Raw genomic sequence first — 17,994 nt, 5'->3', positions numbered from 1 at the left:
GCTCCTCCGTTGCGCCGGCCGCCGCCTAGCGCCGGTTGAACGGCACGATGGTGGCGGGGATGCCGCCGTCCATCACCACGCGCGGCTCGCCCTTGATGAGCGGGCGGAAGTAGTCCAGCGCCTCCGGCGCGATGCCCTGGTAGTCCGGCAGGATCCACTCGGCGGGGAAGCGCCGCACGAAGTTGGCGAACTCGGAGGCCGGCGCCGCGAAGAACTTCGCGTTGTAGAGCCCCTCCGCAGCCGCCGCCTCGTCGCGGCGCACGCCCACCACCTGGCCGGTGAACGCAGGGTCGGCGCTGCGCATGTGGGCGCTCAGCCCCAGCTCCCATGCCTCGGTGCGGTCGACGATGCTCTGCGCGAAGTTGCTGGAGCGCGCCGCGCGCGAGAGGTCCTGCACGATGCCGCGCGGCACGATGCCCGCGTCCACGATCATCTGCTTGATGGTGGCTGCGGCACCGCCCAGCACGGCGTGCGCGAACCCGTCGTCGGCCGCGTTGCCGGCGGAGAGGTACGCACCGTCCGCGTAGTGAGCGCCCTCGGACGTGACGATGTAGCACTTGCCCGTCTCGTCGAACTTTCGGCGCACCTCTGCCAGGAACGCCTCGCGGTCGAAGTCCACCTCCGGCAGCACGAGCAAATCCACGTCGCCGGTGACGCAGCAGCTCGCGGCGAGCCAGCCCGCGTCGCGGCCCATCACCTCGAGCACGAACACCTCGGGGCGCGTGTACGCGTCGTAATCCAGCCGCGTGGCGTGCGTGATCTCGCAGGCCACCTTCGCCGCGCTCGGAAAGCCGGGGCAGTGGTCCACCGGCACGAGGTCGTTGTCCACCGTCTTGGGGATGCCGATGAACCGCTTGCCCGGCGCGTTGTCGTGCGCCCATTCGGCCAGCGCGTCCACGGTGTCCATGGAGTCGTTGCCGCCGATGTAGAACATCGTCGTGATGTCGTGCGCGTCCATGACCTCAACAAGGCGATGGTAGTCGGCGTCGTTGCCGCGCTTGAGCTTGTAGCGGCACGTGCCGAGCGCCGACGACGGCGTCTGCTGCAAGAGCTCGATGTCGCGGCCGGTGAGGTCGGTGAGGTCGTAGAGCTTCCCGTCCAGCGTGCCCTCGATGCCGTAGAGGCCGCCGAACACGCGGTCGTACAGGGGGTTCAGCTGGTTGGCGCGCACGACACCGGCCAGGCTGGAGTTGATGACGGCGGTGGGCCCGCCGGATTGCGCGACGAGGCAGTTGGCCATGATGCGCTCCTGTTCTCTTCGGTAGTTGCCGAGTATCGCGCGACGAGGCCAGTTCGTCAACGCCTCGCAACCTTGGCCTCGCGAAAGGCCACGCGAAATCTGCAACGGACTTGATGACTGAACAATATTCATTGACGCTTGTTCAATAAAGCGGTACGATGGCGGGGAGGCGAGCGAAAGGAGGGGCGCGTATGGTGCGCATCGTGAAGGCACCGGACGACCGCAGGCGCGAGATTCTCGACACGGCCATGGACCTGTTCGCGGAGAAGGGGCTCGAGGGCGTGTCCATGCGGGACATCGCCCGGCGCATGGGCACTGCGCCGGGGCTCGTGTACCACTACTTCGACTCGAAGCGGAAGCTGCTCGACGAGGCCATGGAGCGGTACGTGGAGGAGTGCACCGAAGGGCTCGTGAACCTCTTGCGCTCCACCGACCTGGGATTCCGCGAGAAGGTGGACGCGCTCTACGACGACATCGGCGACGAGCGGCTCCAACGCCACAGCGATTTCTTCCACCGGCAGGGCAACGAGGGCTTCCATCGCCAGCTGTCCCTGCGGCTGTGCGAGCACGTGCAACCGCACATGGCGGCGGCTCTCGAGCAGGCGCGCCGCAGCGAGGGCCTCATCGTGCGCGACCCCGAGACGCTGGCGAGCTTCCTTCTGCACGGCCACATCGGCATCCTCTCCGCGCACGGGGACGCGGACGCGCAGACGGTCGCCCGCCTGCGGGAGTACGCGCACGTGCTGATCGACTCGCAGACGGAGCGCCCGGAAGCCTGAAAACCGTACGAATGTTTCAGGTGAACATCGGGGCCGTCGCCCGTGCGACGCAACCCGATCAAGCCCGGTGCAGAGCCGGGCTTCTTTCGACACTGGGATTGAATTTTGTTCAATGAAAGGATGGGGCGCCATGGACCAGCTCAAAGAGAAGTCGCGGAAGGCCTTCGACGCGCAGGCGGCAGACTACGACCGCACCGAAAAGGGAGCCCATGCGCGCCGGCTCTACCCGCATGTGCTCGCGGCGCTCGATGGCGTGCGGGAAGGCGAGCTGCTCGACGTGGGGTGCGGCACGGGCGCGCTCGCGCGGCTCGTGCTGGAGCAGGGGCCGAAGCGCCGGGTGACCGGTGTCGACCTCGCGCCCGGCATGGTGGCGCATGCTCGCGCGAGCTTGGCCGCTTTCGGCGATCGCGCGCGCATCGCGGAAGCCGACAGCGAGCGGCTGCCGTTCCACGAGGAGTCGTTCGACGCAGCGTACTGCAACGACTCATTCCACCACTACCCGGATCCCGGGAAGGCGGTGTTCGAGATCTGGCGGGTGATGCGCCCCGGGGGCCTGCTCGTGGTGGGCGACTGCACCCTGCCCGCGCCGGTGCGGGCCGTCATGAACGCATCGCTGCGCTTCTCGTCCGAGGGCGACGTGCACATCTACTCGAAGGGCGAGTACGAGCGCATCCTCGGGCGGTGGTTCTCCTCCGTGGCGTGGCGGCGCGTCGAAGGCTCGGCGTGTCTCGTGGAGGCGCGCAAGTAGAGCCGCTTCTTCGGCGTCCGCGTCATTCCACGCCTCGCAGCTCGGCTCAGGGGGTGATGGGTCATGGCGGGTCCTTTCGCTGGCACGGAGCGGGGACGGCGGGGACGTTGTGGGGGATGGCGAAGGCGCCGGGACGCCGTTCGAGCGCGCGACCGCGGAAGAACAGCACGAGCGCGTCGACGACGTCCGCGAAGAAGAACGTCTGCAGGACGATGTGCGCCGCGCATTCGCCGGTTGAGATGCGCCTGCTTCCGCGCCATTCTGCCGGCTTCCGCCCGCCGAATTCCACGAGAAACAGATAGCCGCAGGTGGCCTTTTCCGCACCTTGCTCACGGGGTGCGGAGGGAGGTTTGTTCTGTTGCCGCAGGTCGCCTTTCATAGAGCTTACCGGGATGCTCGTATAAAACCCCAGATGGCAAAACATACCATATCTAGTTGGTTCACCTCTTTGGAACTTCAACATATGGGTGACAGAAGTTGACGAGGAGGCGCGACGCTGGTAGGGTGTGGGCTACCGATTCCCGACCGATCGCAAACCCCATCTGCGCCTGCCGGCGCCATGCTGCACGCGGTCGACCAATCGTAGAAGCAACGCGGAAGCAAGCGAAAAAGGAGCGACCATGTACGAGGTTCAGAAGCGCGACGGCAAGATCGCGGAATTCGACATCGCCAAGATTTCAAGCGCCATCGCCAAGGCGTTCGACGCCTTGGGCAAGCAGTACCATCCGTCGACCATCGACCTCCTGGCCCTCAACGTGACCGCCCATTTCGAACCGAAGATCAGGGACGGCATCGTCAGCGTAGAGGACGTGCAGGACAGCGTGGAGGAGGTGCTCTCCACAGCCGGCTACGCCGATGTGGCGAAGTCCTACATCCTGTACCGCAAGCAGCGCGAGAAGGTGCGCAACGCTAACGCGACGCTGCTGGACTACAAGGACCTTGTGGACCAGTACGTCAAAGTGGAGGACTGGCGCGTGAAGGAGAACTCCACGGTCACGTACTCCGTGGGCGGCCTCATCCTGTCGAACTCCGGCGCCATCACGGCGAACTACTGGCTCTCCGAGATCTACGACGACGAGGTGGCGAAGGCGCACCGCGACGCCGACATCCACCTGCACGATCTGTCCATGCTCACGGGCTACTGCGCGGGCTGGTCGCTCAAGCAGCTCATCCAGGAGGGGCTCGGCGGCGTGCCCGGCAAGATCACGTCGAAGCCGGCGAGCCACCTGTCGAGCCTCTGCAACCAGATGGTGAACTTCCTCGGCATCATGCAGAACGAGTGGGCCGGCGCGCAGGCGTTCAGCAGTTTCGACACCTACCTCGCGCCGTTCGTGAAGGCGGACGGCCTGTCCTACGAGGAGACGAAGCAGTGCGTCGAGTCGTTCGTGTTCGGCGTGAACACGCCGTCGCGCTGGGGCACGCAGGCGCCGTTCAGCAACATCACGCTCGACTGGGTGTGCCCGGCCGACCTGCGCGACCAGCCGGCCATCGTGGGCGGACGCGAGCAGGGCTTCACCTACGGCGACTGCCAGGCCGAGATGGACATGGTGAACAAGGCGTTTATCGAGATCATGATCGAGGGCGATGCGAACGGCCGCGGCTTCCAGTACCCCATCCCCACCTATTCCATCACGCGCGACTTCGACTGGAGCGAGACGGAGAACAACCGCTTGCTGTTCGAGATGACCAGCAAGTACGGTACCCCCTACTTCTCCAACTACATCAACTCCGACATGGAGCCCTCCGACGTGCGCTCCATGTGCTGCCGCCTGCGCCTCGACCTGCGCGAGCTGCGCAAGAAGTCGGGCGGGTTCTTCGGAAGCGGCGAGTCCACGGGCTCCATCGGCGTCGTGACCATCAACATGCCGCGCATCGCCTACCAGGCGGTGGACGAGGCCGACTTCTACCGACGCCTCGACCACCTCATGGACGTGTCCGCGCGCTCGCTCCACACGAAGCGCGAGGTCATCACGAAGCTGCTCGACGCGGGCCTCTACCCGTACACGAAGCGCTACCTGGGCACGTTCGAGAACCACTTCTCCACGATCGGTCTCGTGGGCATGAACGAGGCGTGCCTGAACGCCAGCTGGCTGCGCGCCGATATGACGCAGGAGGCGGCGCAGGCGTTCACGAAGGACGTGCTCAACCACATGCGCGCCCGCCTGGCCGACTACCAGGAGGAGTACGGCGACCTGTACAACCTCGAGGCCACGCCGGCCGAGAGCACCACGTACCGCTTCGCCAAGCACGACAAGGAGCAGTTCCCGGACATCATCTCGGCCAACGACCAGGGCAAGCCGTACTACACGAACTCCTCGCATTTGCCGGTGGGCTTCACCGACGACATCTTCAGCGCGCTCGACGTGCAGGACGAGCTGCAGACGCTCTACACGTCCGGCACCGTGTTCCATGCGTTCTTGGGCGAGAAGCTGCCCGACTGGAAGGCGGCCGCCACGCTCGTGCGCAAGATCGCCGAGAACTACAAGCTGCCGTATTACACCATGTCGCCCACGTACTCCGTGTGCAAGAACCACGGCTACATCGCCGGCGAGGTGTACGAGTGCCCGTGCTGCCACGAGGAGACCGAGGTGTACTCGCGCATCACCGGCTACTATCGCCCGGTGAAGAACTGGAACGACGGCAAGTCTCAGGAGTTCGCCGACCGCGTGGAGTACGACCTGGGGCATTCGCATCTGACGCGCGAAGGCGCCGTGGCCGTGACGGCGGCAGCCGAGACCGCCGGCCAGGCCGGCTCGCACGTGACGGTTTCGGGCATCGAAGAGCCGGCGACCGCGCCCGAGCACAGTGCGCTGCCTGCTGGTTTGTACCTGGTAGCAACGCGCACGTGCCCGAACTGCAAGTTCGCGGCGGCCGAGATGGATGCCGCCGGCATCGCCTACGAGGAGCTGTTGGCCGAGGAGAACGTGGAGCTGGCGCAGCGCTATCGCATCATGCAGGCGCCGACGCTGCTCGAGGTGGGTGCGGACGGTACCGTGGAGGTGACGGCCGGCGCGGCGGCGGTGTTCCAGAAGGTCAACGCGATGCGCGCCCAAGTGGTGGCGTAAGGCGCCGAGCAAGCAAGCAGGTTGAGGGCCGGGTCGATGCGATCCGGCCCTTTTTGATGGAGGGAGAAGTTCGCTACACCGTGTGTAGCGAATTCGGAACACGCTGAGTTCCGAATTGTGCGCACAGCGTGCGCACAATTCTCAAACTCGAGGAGAGGGTTCTTTGCATGTTGTGTACCGAATTCGGCACTCAGCGAGGGCTGAATTCTAAATGAACAAAATTAACGTACAAACGTTCCTTTTATGTGGTAGAATAGCTTCAGAAACGAGCCAGTGCAAGCGCATCCCGAATCCGCTCGTCGTCGGGATGCCCATAGATGGCGGTGGGTTCCGCGCCGCCCGTACCACGCTTGCAAGATCCTCGAAGCCAACGGAATGCCCTTCGCGCCGCCGCGCTTGCGCGCGCATGCGCGGCGGCGCGCCGGAAGGGGACGAGAGGAGCGAGGCATGGACGATCCGATGGCGAGGAAAGACGCGGCAGTGTACGACTCGGTGCGCGGCACGCTCGAGGCGGCGCGGAAGAAGGCCGCGGTTGCCGTGAACGATGCTATGGTGGAGGCGTACTGGGAGATCGGCCGTCAGATCGTGGAGGCGCAGGGCGACCGTGCCGAGTACGGCAAGCATCTCATGGAGTACCTGTCCGAACGTCTGACGAAGGAGTTCGGACGGGCGTACACCAAGCGGAACCTTCACTACATGCGGCAGTTTTACTTGGCGTTTCCAATTGTGAACACACTGTGTTCACAATTGAGCTGGTCTCACTACCGCCTGCTCATGCGCGTGGAGGACGAGAGGAAGCGCCTGTTCTACATGCGCGAAGCGGTCGATCAGCGCTGGACGGTGCGCCAGCTCGATCGCGAGATCCACTCCTTCTATTACGAACGCCTCTTGGCGACGCGCGAGGAGGGGCGCGAGTCCGTCCGGCAGGAGGTCAAAGTGCTCGAGCCGCCCACCAAGGCTGACGGCCTGCTCAAGGACCCCTACGTGCTCGATTTCCTCGACATGGGCGGCCGCACCGACTACCGCGAGGACGATTTGGAGCAGGCGCTCATGGACCGGCTGCAGGAGTTCCTCCTAGAGCTCGGCAGGGGCTTCGCATTCGTCGCGCGCCAGCAGCGCATCGCCGCGGAGACGGAGAGCTACTACGTCGACCTCGTGTTCTACCACTGCATCCTGAAATGCTACGTCCTCATAGACCTCAAGACGGGCAAGATCACGCCGCAGGATGTCGGTCAGATGGACTTCTACGTGCGCCTGTACGACGACCGCTGCACGCAACCGGACGACAACCCCACTATCGGCATCATCCTCTGCGCGACGAAGGACGCAACCGTGGCACGCTACTCGGCCCTCGCCGATGACAAAGGCCTGTTCGCGTCGCGCTACACGCTGTGCCTCCCCACCGAGGAGGAGCTAGCGCGTGCCCTCGAGCCCACAAGCGCGTTGTTCCTCGAGTAGGGTGCGGGAGACGGTATGAACGGCCTGCTCCTGCGCCCGGCGCCTTCGCTTCGGCTGTCTAGTTGCCGGTTATTTCGGTGAAGGTAAAGCTGGTCGGGTTGCCCAGGTCGGGGGCTTCTATGAGATACGACTTGGTTTGGGTCGAGCCGTCGGCGAACGTGGCCGTCGCGCTGAGTACCGAGCCTGTCAGCTCGCGTGCGGCCCCTTCTTCGACGGCGGCATCCAGTTGTGCGGAAGCCTCGTATGAGTGACCCTCGGCCATCAGGCGGCGATACGCTTCGAGGCCCGATTCCGAAAGGGGGAACCCAACATATATTTCAACGATGCGCGTGTTGTCGATCGATTCTTGGTGGCTGAAGTCGAACGTGGCGGTCTTAGGATAATGGTATACATGGACGCCCTCCGCTCGCTGCTCCTGCGTGACGGTTGTGTCGATGATCTCGAAATAGCTGCGTTCTCCCTCGATCTCGTAGGTTATGGTCTCGATGTTGTTTCCGGTGCAGCGTATGTTGAAATGATACTTGTACCCGGCCCATTCGTAGCTCCAGAACGAGTCGTCGGCAGGGTTGTACCACGGCCCGCTGTAGCCTCCGCCGCCTTTGAATTGGCTCGTATCGAGCTCCAATGAGTTCTCTTTCGCTACGGGTTCTTTTGCAGCGTTCTCGTCCGGCGACGGGGGCTCTGCCATGAGGTCGTTGACGATGCCGAACCCGCCCGGCGAGTTGAGGGCGAGCGCGGTCGTGCCCGCACCGAGCAGCAAGGCAGCGCAGGCGGCTATGACGAGGATCCTGGTCCGATGATGCCTGAAAAACACAGACGGGCGGCTGGGGCCCTTTCCCGTTGCTGCGGTGCTCGCACCGCCACGACGCGCGCGGGCTTCCTTGAGGACGGCTTCTCTCAACTGCTCGGGAGCACGCAAATCGCTCATCATGGCTTGGTAGTCGTCGAGGGTGGGAGGTTGAGGACGGTTATGCTGTTCGGCCATGGTCCGGCTCCTTTCTCGACACGGTGCTGCCAGCTTGCTCAAGCTGCTCGTCCAGCAACGTTGTCCGAAGGCGCTCGCGCGCCCGGTGGAGGCGGGTGCGGACGGTGCTCGGCTTGCAGCCTGCAATGCGGGCGATCTCCTCGGTCGAATAGCCTTCTGCGTAGTGCAGGTGAACGGTGGTGCGCAGGTCGGGCGGCAACGCGCCGACAACTTCCCAGATATCCGCCCGGAAGGCATCGGGCGCGGGAATGTCGATGAGCTCCTGCTCCAACCCGCCGGTGCGGCGGTTCCAGCTCAGCCGCGCGATATCGTGGCAGCGGTTGATGGTGACGCGCAGCAGCCACGCCTTCAGGTGTTCGTCGCTCTCGAAGGCGGCCGTGTGCTCCAGCAGGCGCATGAACACGTCTTGGTACACGTCGTCGGCGTCGCTCGGCGAACCCGTCTGCGCGAGCGCCACTCGATACACCGTGTCGCCCCACGCATCCATGGCGCGTTTCAGGAACGCGTCCGAACGAAGCGGGCAAGGGTTGTCGGCCGCATCGGTACGGCCCGTTTTGCGCTTAAACGGAATGTGCATGCATTCACCTCTCTGCAGACAATACGGGAGAGGCGTCCCGATTGTTCCGAAGAAAGGCAAAAATTCGTCGCGTGCGCTCTTCTACACGCCGCGCAGCTGGGTGTTGGGGATGGCTTTGCGCAGTTCGGGAAGGAGGGCCTCGAGGTCGTCGGGGTTCCAGGCGTGCAGGGCGCCGGGGCCGGCAAGTACGGTGTCGGCGTCGACGAAGCTCTGCAGGTGCCAGGCATGGGCGCCGGCGATCCAGCGGGAGAGCGCCACAAGGTCGGCCGCCCCGTGCAGCTCGCGCGTGACGGTGGTGCGGAACTCGTAGGGCACCGCGTCGGCGAGCAGGTAATCGACCGATGCGGCGACGGGCGCCGGGTCGAAGCCGGGTACGCCGACGGTTTCCGCGTAGCGCTCGGGCGCGTTCTTCACGTCCAGCGCCACATAGTCCACGAGCCCGCTTTCGACGAGCTCGCGCAGCCGGTCGGGAAAGCTGCCGTTCGTGTCCAGCTTCACCGCGAAGCCCGCGCCTTTGATGCGGGCGCAGAAATCGGCCAGCTCGGGCTGGAGCAGCGGCTCGCCGCCGGTGATGCACACGCCGTCGAGCAGGCCGTGCCGCTTGTCTAGGAACGCGAAGAACTCCTCGACCGGCGTATCGCCGGTTGCATCGCCCGCGCCCAGCACGAGCGCGGCGTTGTGGCAGAAGGGGCAGCGGAAGTTGCATCCCGGGAGGAAAACGGTGGCCGCAGTGTGCTCGGGGAAGTCCAACAATGTCAGCTTCTGCAATCCGGCTATTCTCATGGGTCGGCTCCTTGGACAAGAGAACGGGAGCCCGAACACCGTTCGGGCTCCCGACATCATAGGACGCACGGCCGCATTCCGCAAACGCGGCCCGGTTGGACGCGCCGTCTAACCGGTCACTTCCTCGAGCGTGTAGAGGACGGGACGGTTCGGCTCGGCAGCACCATCGGTGGAGAAGCGGTCTGCAAGGTACGCGGAGTACGCCTGTTCGAAGTCGTCCACGGGGACAAGCCGGTAGGTTTTGGTTGCGGTTGTTCCGTCGTTGAACGTGGCGGTGATGGCGATCTTGGCCTGCGAGATTATCTCGGCATCATGCTGGCCGAGTACAAGCTCGAATTTGTCAGACGCCTCGTTCCATGCGGCGATTTCCTCTTCGGTCATGTTGTCGCGCGGAACCCGAGGCTGGGCGGTGCTGGCTTGGAGCTCGTCCCACGCCTGCCTGTCGCTGCCCTCGAGCACGTAGCTCAGGCAGATTTCATGGTGTACGCGATCGATGGCGCTCATGTCCTGGTCGTGGTAATCGACGGTGAACGTACTGTCTTGGTCTGCGGTTGCCACGGCGCTTCCCACCTCGGGTTCGCCGTTCGATTCAAGGTACTCGCTCGTCAGCTGCCAGTTGTTGAAGGAGACCCCTTCGCCCTGAAGCTCGTAGGTAATGGAGGCGATGTTCTCGCCCGAGCAGGTGAGGTTCAGGTTGTAGGCGCGCGATGCCACGATAGGGCCCGGATACGAACCAGTTTCGGCATCGAAGAGGGGTCCGGTCGACGCGCGCATGAGCATGAAATCCTGGGAGCTCAACGTAACCGGCCCGTTCGCCGGCGTCCCGCCCTCGTCGGCGAAGGCGGCCAGCTGGAACGAGTTGGCGACTGCCGGGACGTCGTCGTTCCCAACCAGGCCGGGCAGTCCCAGCGCGATGGCCGTGCCGCCCAGGCCCAGGGCTAGCACGGTGCAGGCGGCTAGGGCGAAGCCCTTCATGCGGCTGCGCTTCACGGAGAACACGGGAGTTGCAGGCGCCTCGCGTGTCGGAGTGGGAGCGCTCGGCTGCGGCGTGCGGGTTGCGTTGGCCGCACGGGCGCTGCAGCTTGCCGCTGCGGCTGATTCGACCTTATCGGCAGCCAGCCGGGCGCGGGCCTGTTCGAGCACCTGGTCGGGCAGGTGGGCAGGCACATGGGTGTCGTGCATCATGGACTGGTAGCGGTCCAAGGGGTCGGTACTCATAGGGTGCCTCCTTTCAAGGGGAGGATGGAGTGGTCAGTCGGGGGGGGGGCTATTCGGCGGTCAGCGCTGCGGCGTTGGGCGGCCGCGGCAGGGTGGGCGTGCCGCTGGTCGCGGACGCGTTTCCGCTGTTCGGGAGCGTTGCGGGCGCGCCTTCGGCAGCGTCGGCCTCCATCAGCTCCCTGATGCGCGCCCGGGCGCGGAACAGCCAGGTGCGTGCCGTCGCGGGCCGGCAATCCAGTGCGCTCGCTATCTCCTCGGTCGAGTAGCCCTCCACGTAGTGCAGGTGCACGGCCGTGCGCTGCTGCTCGGGCAGCTGGCCCACGGCGTCCCAGACGGCGGCGTCCTCGTCGTCGCGCGCGGGGGAGTCGGGCGCGTCCCATTCGGGGTCGAGCGCGACTGTGCGGCGCTTCCAGCCCGACCGTGCCAGGTCGCGGCACCGGTTCACGGTCACGCGCAGCAGCCATGCCTTCAGATGCTCAGGGCTCTCGAAAGCCGTGCCGCTGTCCAGCAGCCGCAGGAACACGTCTTGGTACACGTCCTCCGCGTCGGCGCGCGATCTGGTCTGGCCGAGCGCCAGCCGGTATACCGCATCGCCCCAATCGGCCATGGCCTGCCTGAGGAACGCCTCGGGATGCGGGTTCGCCCCGCTTTGCCGCAGCGCCGCGGGCTCTCGCAACGCCCCGTCTTCCGCTCGTTCATGGTTCGGCATGGTTTCACCTCCTTGAAGAAGCATACGATCAAGAAGGAGGGAATGTTTCAGAGAAAGGAAAAGCCGCACTAAAAAGAACGCCGCACCCCATAACGGGGAGCGGCGTTCGCGAGAAGGGGAGGGGCGAGGCCCCTCCCCATTGAGAACGGCCGGTGCCTATCCGAGTGCTCCGATGCGGAAGGCCAGCACGCCGGGCATGTCTTCGTGGCCGTAGTACACGAACGAGAATCCGGGGTTGGCCAGCATCTCATCGCTGATCACATACAGCACCGATACCTCGCGCGTCTCGCCAGGTTCCATCATCTGGAAGTAGTAGTGCGATTCCCAGGCGGGTCCATCGTGGCCGCTGCGCCAGATCGCCTCGGAGAGCATGTCTCTCCCGGAAGTGTACCGATTGCCGCCGTCCGGCTGGAGCGTGACGAAGAACCCTTGGGTCAGGAACACGTCGGCCTGCTCGCTGGAGTTGTTCGTCACCGTCTTTGTGATCAGCACGTACGAGAAGCCGGGCGACAGCGTTCCGTCGGCCGCGATGGAGAACTTCCCACGCACATCGATGCTGCCGGTCTCCTCGTCGCGCCGGCCGCCGCTGCCTTCGTAGTACAGGATGAGGTCCTCCACCGCCACGCCCTCGGGCAACCCGTCCAGGCGTTCGACGCGCTCGAACGTGGTCGTGGTGTCTGCCTCGTGGTACGGCTGCATGGACGCGAGGTCGGCGACGTTGCCCTTCTCGATGGTCGGGCCCGGCGGCACGTTGGACTTGCTGTTGGATGCATCGCCATCGGGCGAGGTCTCGGGCGGCAGTTCGAGCTCTCGCGGCTGCGTGAGCGGTTCGGTGAGGAAGGGGTACGACGCCTCGCCGCAGGGGAACGGCTCGTCCGTCTCGCTCGCGACCGTGCCGTACAGCGTGTGGATGGAGGCGATGCCCTGGTTGTAGGCCTCCCAGAACTCGTCCGTGGTCTTCTTCGCCTCGGTGGTGATCTGGGGCACCAGCTCCAGCACGTGGTTCACCCCGTCGGCGGTCTCGATGATGTTGGCTTTGAAATCGGCGGCGTGCAGGTCTACCACCTGCGTGGCCGTGCGGCCGTCCGTGAACGTGACGGTGATGGTGAGCTGTGCGCCGTCGAGCGTGTCGAGGGCGGCGTTCATGCTGGCCAGCCCGTCAAGCTCCCCGCGATCGTTCTCAACGGCATCGAACGGCTCGTTCGTCCACAGCCCGAAGCGGTACTCGCTTGCGCTCGCTTCGGGCGCGTCCATGGCGGAGGTGTCGACCGTGGACCCGAGCCGCTGGTAAAGGTTGGACTTGCCCGTTCTGCTGGGGTCATTGCGGTCTTTCCCCACGTTTTCGTCGCCGGGTTCGATGGTGCCGTAATACAGAACGCCGGCCACGTAGTCGTACTTTCCCAGCAGCTCTCCCTGCCCGATCTTATAGGGTTTCCAACTGTTGACTTCCTTTACAAACTCCGGGTCGTTCTCGCGCGACCATACCTTGCTCGTCACCCGGTACAGCTCGCCGCGCGACACGTTCGCCTGGACGCGGGCGATGTTGTCGCCCTCCACGCTGAACACGCAGCCGGTGTAGAAGCCCTCGTTGGCGTACTCGTCGCCTTCGGGCGGGATCATGCGCTGCGTCTCCGTCTCGCAGTTAAAGACGATGGTGCCGTTCGAGCCGGTGGGGAACAGGGTGTCGTCAACCGCGCCGTAGGCCTTCACGGCGAACGCGGTGGGGGATATCCCCGCAGGCAGGGAACCGCTTCCCTGCGGCCACGCGAGCGAGATGCCCACGACCGCCGCGAGTGCGGCCAGGCAGGCGGCCAGGGCGAGCCTGCGGATCGCGGGCCGTTTGGCGCGCGGACGAGCGCTGGGCTTGCGGGCGGATCCGCTGTGCGAAGATGCGCCCGGGCCCGCGCACGGCCGCGCCTCGTTGCAAGCTGCGCCGCTGCCTGCGGGCACCTTCCCGGTTGCGCCTGCGGCCCGTCGTTCGGCCGCCGCCTTCTTCAGCACTTCGTCACGCAGGCGGTCGGAGGTTCTCACCTCCTGCATCTTCGCAGCATAATCGTTGAAGGGGTCCTGGCTCATGGTCGGCCTCCTTTCCGGAAGACGGGGAATCGGTGGTTGCGGGGCGCGCGGGCCGGGTGCTTGCGAACGTGCTGCGGGCGGGGCGCGAAAAAGCGGAGCCGTCGTCCGCGAGCGATGCGCCTGCAGGTTGGCAGGGCGCAGGGCGGCCTGCGAGGTCCGCGGTCTCGAGGGCGGCCTTCAGGTGCTTGCGGGCGCGGTGAAGGCGCGTGCGCGCCGTGGAGGGGCGGCATCCCACGAGGGCGGCCGCCTCGTCGGTGGAATAGCCCTCCACGTAGTGCAGGTGCACCACGGCGCGCAGGTCGGGCGGGAGGGCGCCGATGGCGTTCCAGATGTCGGATTCCAGCAGGTCGGGAGCCTCGACGGCCAGGGCCGCATGGCGTTCTGCAAGCGGCTCGTTGCGGCGTTTCCATCCCGAGCGCCCGATGTCGCGGCAACGGTTGATGGTCACGCGCAGCAGCCACGCCTTCAGGTGCTCGTCGTCGTTGAACGCCGTGCGGTCCTTGAGCAGGCGGACGAACACGTCTTGGAACACGTCCTCGGCATCGGAGGCGTCGCGCAGCTGGCTCAGCGCCAGCCGCAGCACCGTGTCGCCCCAGCGGTGCATGGCATCCTCGAGGAACGCATCGGGGCGCAGGCCGTCGGCGTCCGCCGAGTCGTGGCTGCAGGGGATATGTTCGGGCATGGGTTTCACCTCCTCGACCATAACACGAACGAAGCGCCGCGATTGTTCGCGGTGGGGAAAATCGTGTCGGCGCACCCTCCGCGGGCAGACGCCGATCGTGCAGATGCGGTCGCGACCGCCCGGCGGCAGCGGGGGCACCCTCGGCGAGAACAACCGTCGCCCGTCGGCCGAGGGCGCCCTCTCGAACGCCCTCCGTTTTCTTCTCGTGCACGCTTCGTTCCCTGCGGTGACAGCTCGCGCCGATTGTGGGACAATGGGGCGTGAAATATTACTCTTCGCATGTGAGGTATGAGCGCCATGTCTGCCCAGTTCAACATCAAAGCGGCCGACCCCGCCGCCGTCTCGCGCATCGAGCGCGGGCTGGGGCTTCCGCGTTTCGTGGCCGCGACGCTCGTCGCGCGCGGCATCTCCGAGCCTTCCGAGGTCCGCGCCTTCCTGGAGCCCTCGCTCGACCGCGACTGGCTCGATCCCTACACCATACCCGGCCTGTCCGAGGTGGCGGACGCGTTGGAGCAGGTCATGCGCGCCGACGGCCGCATCCTCGTGTTCGGCGACTTCGACCTCGACGGCATCTCGGCCACGTCCGTGCTCACGCGCGGCCTGCGTGCGCTCGGCGCCCACGCCGACCCGTTCATCCCGCGGCGCTTCGAGGAGGGCTACGGCCTGACCGAGGCCGCCTTCGCGCGCGCCCGCACGCTCAACCCCGACTTCATCGTCACGGTGGACTGCGGCATCGCCTGCAAGGCGGAGGCGGCCGCCATCGTGGCCGCCGGCGTGGGCCTGGCCGTCACCGACCACCACGAGCCGGTCGACCTCGTGCCCGAGGACGTGCCCGTGGCCGACCCGAAGTGCGACGAGAACTGCGAGAGCGCCATCCTGGCCGGCGTGGGCGTGGCCTTGAAGCTCGTGCAGGTGCTGGGCGGCCGCTTCGGCTACCCACACCTGTGGCGAAGCTACACCGACCTGGCCACGCTCGGCACGGTGGCCGACCTCATGCCCATGCGCGGCGAGAACCGCGCGCTCGTGTCCGACGGCATCCGCCGCATGAACAGCGCCCCGCGCCCCTGCATCGCGGCGCTGCTGGGCTCGAGCGGCGCGGCCGACAAGCCCGTCTCCGCCACGAACCTCAGCTTCTCGCTCATTCCGCGCCTCAACGCCGCCGGACGCATGGGCGACGCGCAGCTGGCGCTCGACCTGCTCATGACCGACGACTTCGACGCCGCCTGCCGTCTGGCGGCCGAGCTCGAGGCCGTGAACGACCAGCGCCGCACCATCGAGGCCGAGCTCTCCGAGATAGCGAAGGCCCAGGCTGCCGACGTCTACCGTGGCCAGCGCGCGCTCGTGGTGTCGGGGGACGGCTGGCACGAGGGCGTGAAGGGCATCGTGGCCAGCCGCCTGGTGAACACCTACGGCGTGCCCAGCCTGCTGTTCACCATAACCGGCGACGAGGCGCGCGGCTCGGGCCGCAGCGTGGGCCAGGTGAACCTGTTCAAGGCCGTGGAGGCCGCATCCGACCTGGTCACGCGTTTTGGCGGGCATGAGGCCGCCGTGGGCGTCACCCTGCCCACGGCCAACCTGCCGGAGTTCGAGCGCCGCCTGTGCGCCTACATGGACGAGCTGCCCGAGGGCGCGTTCCACCCGCTCATCGAGATCGACGCCTGCGTCGCGCTCGGCGAGCTCACGCTGGAGAACGTGGAGAAGCTGGACACGCTCGCCCCCTTCGGCCAGGAGAACCCCGTGCCGTGCTTCCTCGCGCGCGACGTCACCCTCGCGAACTGCCGCGCGGTGGGCGCGGAGAAGAACCACTTCTCGTGCGCGCTTTCCGACGGACGCAACACGGTGGCCGGCATCATGTTCCACTGCACGGACATCGAGGCGCTCATGCACACCGACAGCGTGGTCAACGCCGCGTTCGAGGTGCAGATAGACGAATGGCGCGGCCGCCGCTCGGTGAAGGCCATGCTGCAGTCGCTCGCCCCCGCGCGCACATGCTGCGCGCTCGAGGCGTGCCTCGACCCGGTGGAGCGCTCGTTCGTGGCCGACCTGTACGCCACGAGCGATGCGGAGCTCTGCGCCGACGTGGCCCACAACCCCGAGGACATCGAGGCCTACGAGGCGGCCCGCGCCGCGCGGCGCGCCGAGTGGGAGCGCCGTGCGCACGAGGACCCGGCGGGCCTCGAGGCCGACATCGTGCGGGCCATCATCGGGGACGGCTCGCTCCATGCGTCGCAGCGCACCGTGCTCGACTGCCTGGACGCGGGCCGCTCGGTGCTGGCCGTCATGGCCACGGGGCGCGGCAAGTCGCTCCTGTTCCAGGTGCATGCGGCCGAGCGCGCCCTGCGCGAGGGCACGGCCAGCCTGTTCGTGTACCCGCTGCGCGCGCTGATCGCCGACCAGGCGTTCCACCTGAACGAGGCGCTGGAGCCCTTCGGCATCGCCGTGGCGGTGCTCACGGGCGAGAGCACGCCCGAGGAGCGCCGCCAGACGTTCGCGGGGCTTGCGGACGGCTCGGTGGACATCGTGCTCACCACGCCCGAGTTCCTGGGCTACCACGCCGGGGAGTTCGCGCGCCCGGGCCGCGTGGGCTTCGTGGTGGTGGACGAGGCGCACCACATCGGCCTGGCCCGCGCGGGACAGCGCCCCGCCTATGCCGCCATCGGGCAGGCCGTGGAGCAGCTGGCCGCCGGCGTCCGCACGGCGGGCCGCCCCGCGCCCACGGTGCTCGCGCTCACCGCCACGGCCGACGACGGCATAGCCGACGCCATCCGAGGCGCCCTGCCGCTCGACGAGCTCGTGCTCGACGAGACGGAACGCGCGAACCTGGGCGTGGACGACCGGCGCAACCTGAAGAACCGCGACGACTACCTGGCGAACCTCGTGGCCGGCGGCGAGAAGACGGTCGTGTACGTGAACTCGCGCGAGCAGTCGGTGGCCGTGGCGCGCACTCTGCGCAAGCGCGTGCCGCAGATGGCGCCGCTCATCGGCTTCTACAACGCGGGCCTCACGCGTGCCGAGCGCGCACGGGTGGAGCAGCTGTTCCGCACCGATGCGCTCAAGGTGCTCGTGGCCACGTCCGCCTTCGGCGAGGGCGTGAACATACCAAACATTCGGCACGTGGTGCTGTACCACCTGCCGTACAACGAGGTGGAGTTCAACCAGATGAGCGGCCGTGCCGGCCGCGACGGCGCCGCCGCGCAGGTGCACCTGCTGTTCGGTCGCGGCGATGCGTGCGTGAACGAGCAGGTGCTGCGCGACATGACGCCCGACCACGACTGCCTGGCCCAGGTGTACCGCCGCCTGCGCGCGCTGCAGCGCGATCACGGCGACGGGTTCTTCACGCTGGGCAACGTGGATTTGGCCAAGCTCGCCAGCGAGGGCGGGCACGCCGTGAGCTCCCAGTCGGCGGCATGCGGCGTGGCCGTGTTCCGCGAGCTGGGGCTCATCGAAACGCACACGGCCTACGCGTCGGGCGAGATCACCCGCTCCATCCGTGTGGTGGACACCGCCAGCAAGGTGGAGCTCACCGACAGCGTGCGCTACCGCGAGGGCTTGGGCGAGCGCGCTATATTCAGCGCGTTCCGCGACTGGGCGATGGGCACCGACGCAGCCAGCCTGCACGTGCGTGTCTCGCGCCCCATCCTGCCGGGCTCCGCGCCGCGTGGAACGCGCTAGGA

General features: G+C 66.7%; 14 protein-coding genes. 5 read left to right on the top strand and 9 right to left on the bottom strand.

What is annotated here, in order from left to right:
* Positions 1 to 25: 25 nt before the first annotated feature.
* Positions 26 to 1,240, bottom strand: coding sequence for a diphosphate--fructose-6-phosphate 1-phosphotransferase (locus BN3560_RS05485; protein ID WP_096227303.1), 1,215 nt, complete (start codon positions 1,238 to 1,240; stop codon positions 26 to 28).
* Positions 1,241 to 1,431: 191 nt separating this feature from the next.
* Here BN3560_RS05485 and BN3560_RS05480 point away from each other — a divergent pair, with 191 nt between their 5' ends.
* Both BN3560_RS05480 and BN3560_RS05475 read left to right on the top strand, forming a co-directional pair.
* On the top strand, positions 1,432 to 2,019 hold the full coding sequence (locus tag BN3560_RS05480; protein WP_157780547.1) for a TetR/AcrR family transcriptional regulator: 588 nt from the start codon (positions 1,432 to 1,434) through the stop codon (positions 2,017 to 2,019).
* A gap of 130 nt (positions 2,020 to 2,149) precedes the next feature.
* Positions 2,150 to 2,767 (top strand): class I SAM-dependent methyltransferase, encoded by a 618-nt coding sequence (locus tag BN3560_RS05475; RefSeq protein WP_224768090.1) that lies wholly within the window; start codon positions 2,150 to 2,152, stop codon positions 2,765 to 2,767.
* Between the two features lie 61 nt (positions 2,768 to 2,828).
* On the opposite strand, the gene BN3560_RS05470 is transcribed toward BN3560_RS05475, so the two are convergent.
* Positions 2,829 to 3,146 (bottom strand): hypothetical protein, encoded by a 318-nt coding sequence (locus BN3560_RS05470; protein WP_123649911.1) that lies wholly within the window; start codon positions 3,144 to 3,146, stop codon positions 2,829 to 2,831.
* 241 nt (positions 3,147 to 3,387) lie between these two features.
* Here BN3560_RS05470 and BN3560_RS05465 point away from each other — a divergent pair, with 241 nt between their 5' ends.
* Both BN3560_RS05465 and BN3560_RS05460 read left to right on the top strand, forming a co-directional pair.
* Positions 3,388 to 5,832, top strand: coding sequence for a ribonucleoside triphosphate reductase (locus BN3560_RS05465; protein ID WP_096227300.1), 2,445 nt, complete (start codon positions 3,388 to 3,390; stop codon positions 5,830 to 5,832).
* A 447-nt stretch (positions 5,833 to 6,279) separates the two neighbouring features.
* Positions 6,280 to 7,290 (top strand): PDDEXK nuclease domain-containing protein, encoded by a 1,011-nt coding sequence (locus tag BN3560_RS05460; RefSeq protein ID WP_096227299.1) that lies wholly within the window; start codon positions 6,280 to 6,282, stop codon positions 7,288 to 7,290.
* 58 nt (positions 7,291 to 7,348) lie between these two features.
* Here BN3560_RS05460 and BN3560_RS05455 read toward each other — a convergent pair whose 3' ends face one another.
* The 7 genes from BN3560_RS05455 to BN3560_RS05425 all read right to left on the bottom strand — a co-directional run bounded on the left by BN3560_RS05455 (position 7,349) and on the right by BN3560_RS05425 (position 14,320).
* Entirely contained in the window at positions 7,349 to 8,275 is a 927-nt protein-coding gene (locus tag BN3560_RS05455) for a hypothetical protein (protein WP_096227298.1), read from the bottom strand.
* Positions 8,259 to 8,852, bottom strand: a complete 594-nt coding sequence (locus tag BN3560_RS05450; protein ID WP_096227297.1) for an RNA polymerase sigma factor — start codon at positions 8,850 to 8,852, stop codon at positions 8,259 to 8,261. The genes BN3560_RS05455 and BN3560_RS05450 overlap by 17 nt, the downstream gene beginning before the upstream one ends.
* Before the next feature lie 81 nt (positions 8,853 to 8,933).
* Entirely contained in the window at positions 8,934 to 9,635 is a 702-nt protein-coding gene (locus BN3560_RS05445; protein ID WP_096227296.1) for an anaerobic ribonucleoside-triphosphate reductase activating protein, read from the bottom strand.
* 108 nt (positions 9,636 to 9,743) lie between these two features.
* The gene (locus BN3560_RS05440; protein WP_096227295.1) at positions 9,744 to 10,853 is read right to left on the bottom strand and encodes a hypothetical protein; all 1,110 of its coding nucleotides are present in this window, start codon (positions 10,851 to 10,853) and stop codon (positions 9,744 to 9,746) included.
* Between the two features lie 49 nt (positions 10,854 to 10,902).
* On the bottom strand, positions 10,903 to 11,562 hold the full coding sequence (locus tag BN3560_RS05435) for an RNA polymerase sigma factor (RefSeq protein ID WP_227115017.1): 660 nt from the start codon (positions 11,560 to 11,562) through the stop codon (positions 10,903 to 10,905).
* 156 nt (positions 11,563 to 11,718) lie between these two features.
* Positions 11,719 to 13,638 (bottom strand): hypothetical protein, encoded by a 1,920-nt coding sequence (locus tag BN3560_RS05430; RefSeq protein WP_096227294.1) that lies wholly within the window; start codon positions 13,636 to 13,638, stop codon positions 11,719 to 11,721.
* Entirely contained in the window at positions 13,568 to 14,320 is a 753-nt protein-coding gene (locus tag BN3560_RS05425) for an RNA polymerase sigma factor (protein WP_227115018.1), read from the bottom strand. The genes BN3560_RS05430 and BN3560_RS05425 overlap by 71 nt, the downstream gene beginning before the upstream one ends.
* Before the next feature lie 297 nt (positions 14,321 to 14,617).
* On the opposite strand from BN3560_RS05425, the gene recJ reads away from it, so the two are divergent.
* Positions 14,618 to 17,992, top strand: a complete 3,375-nt coding sequence (gene recJ, locus BN3560_RS05420; protein WP_096228596.1) for a single-stranded-DNA-specific exonuclease RecJ — start codon at positions 14,618 to 14,620, stop codon at positions 17,990 to 17,992.
* Positions 17,993 to 17,994 lie beyond the last annotated feature (2 nt).

Source organism: Gordonibacter urolithinfaciens, from assembly GCF_900199375.1.
Lineage (GTDB): Bacteria > Actinomycetota > Coriobacteriia > Coriobacteriales > Eggerthellaceae > Gordonibacter > Gordonibacter urolithinfaciens.
The sequence above is the reverse complement of the archived record's forward strand: the minus strand, read 5'-3'. Positions and strand labels throughout refer to the sequence as shown.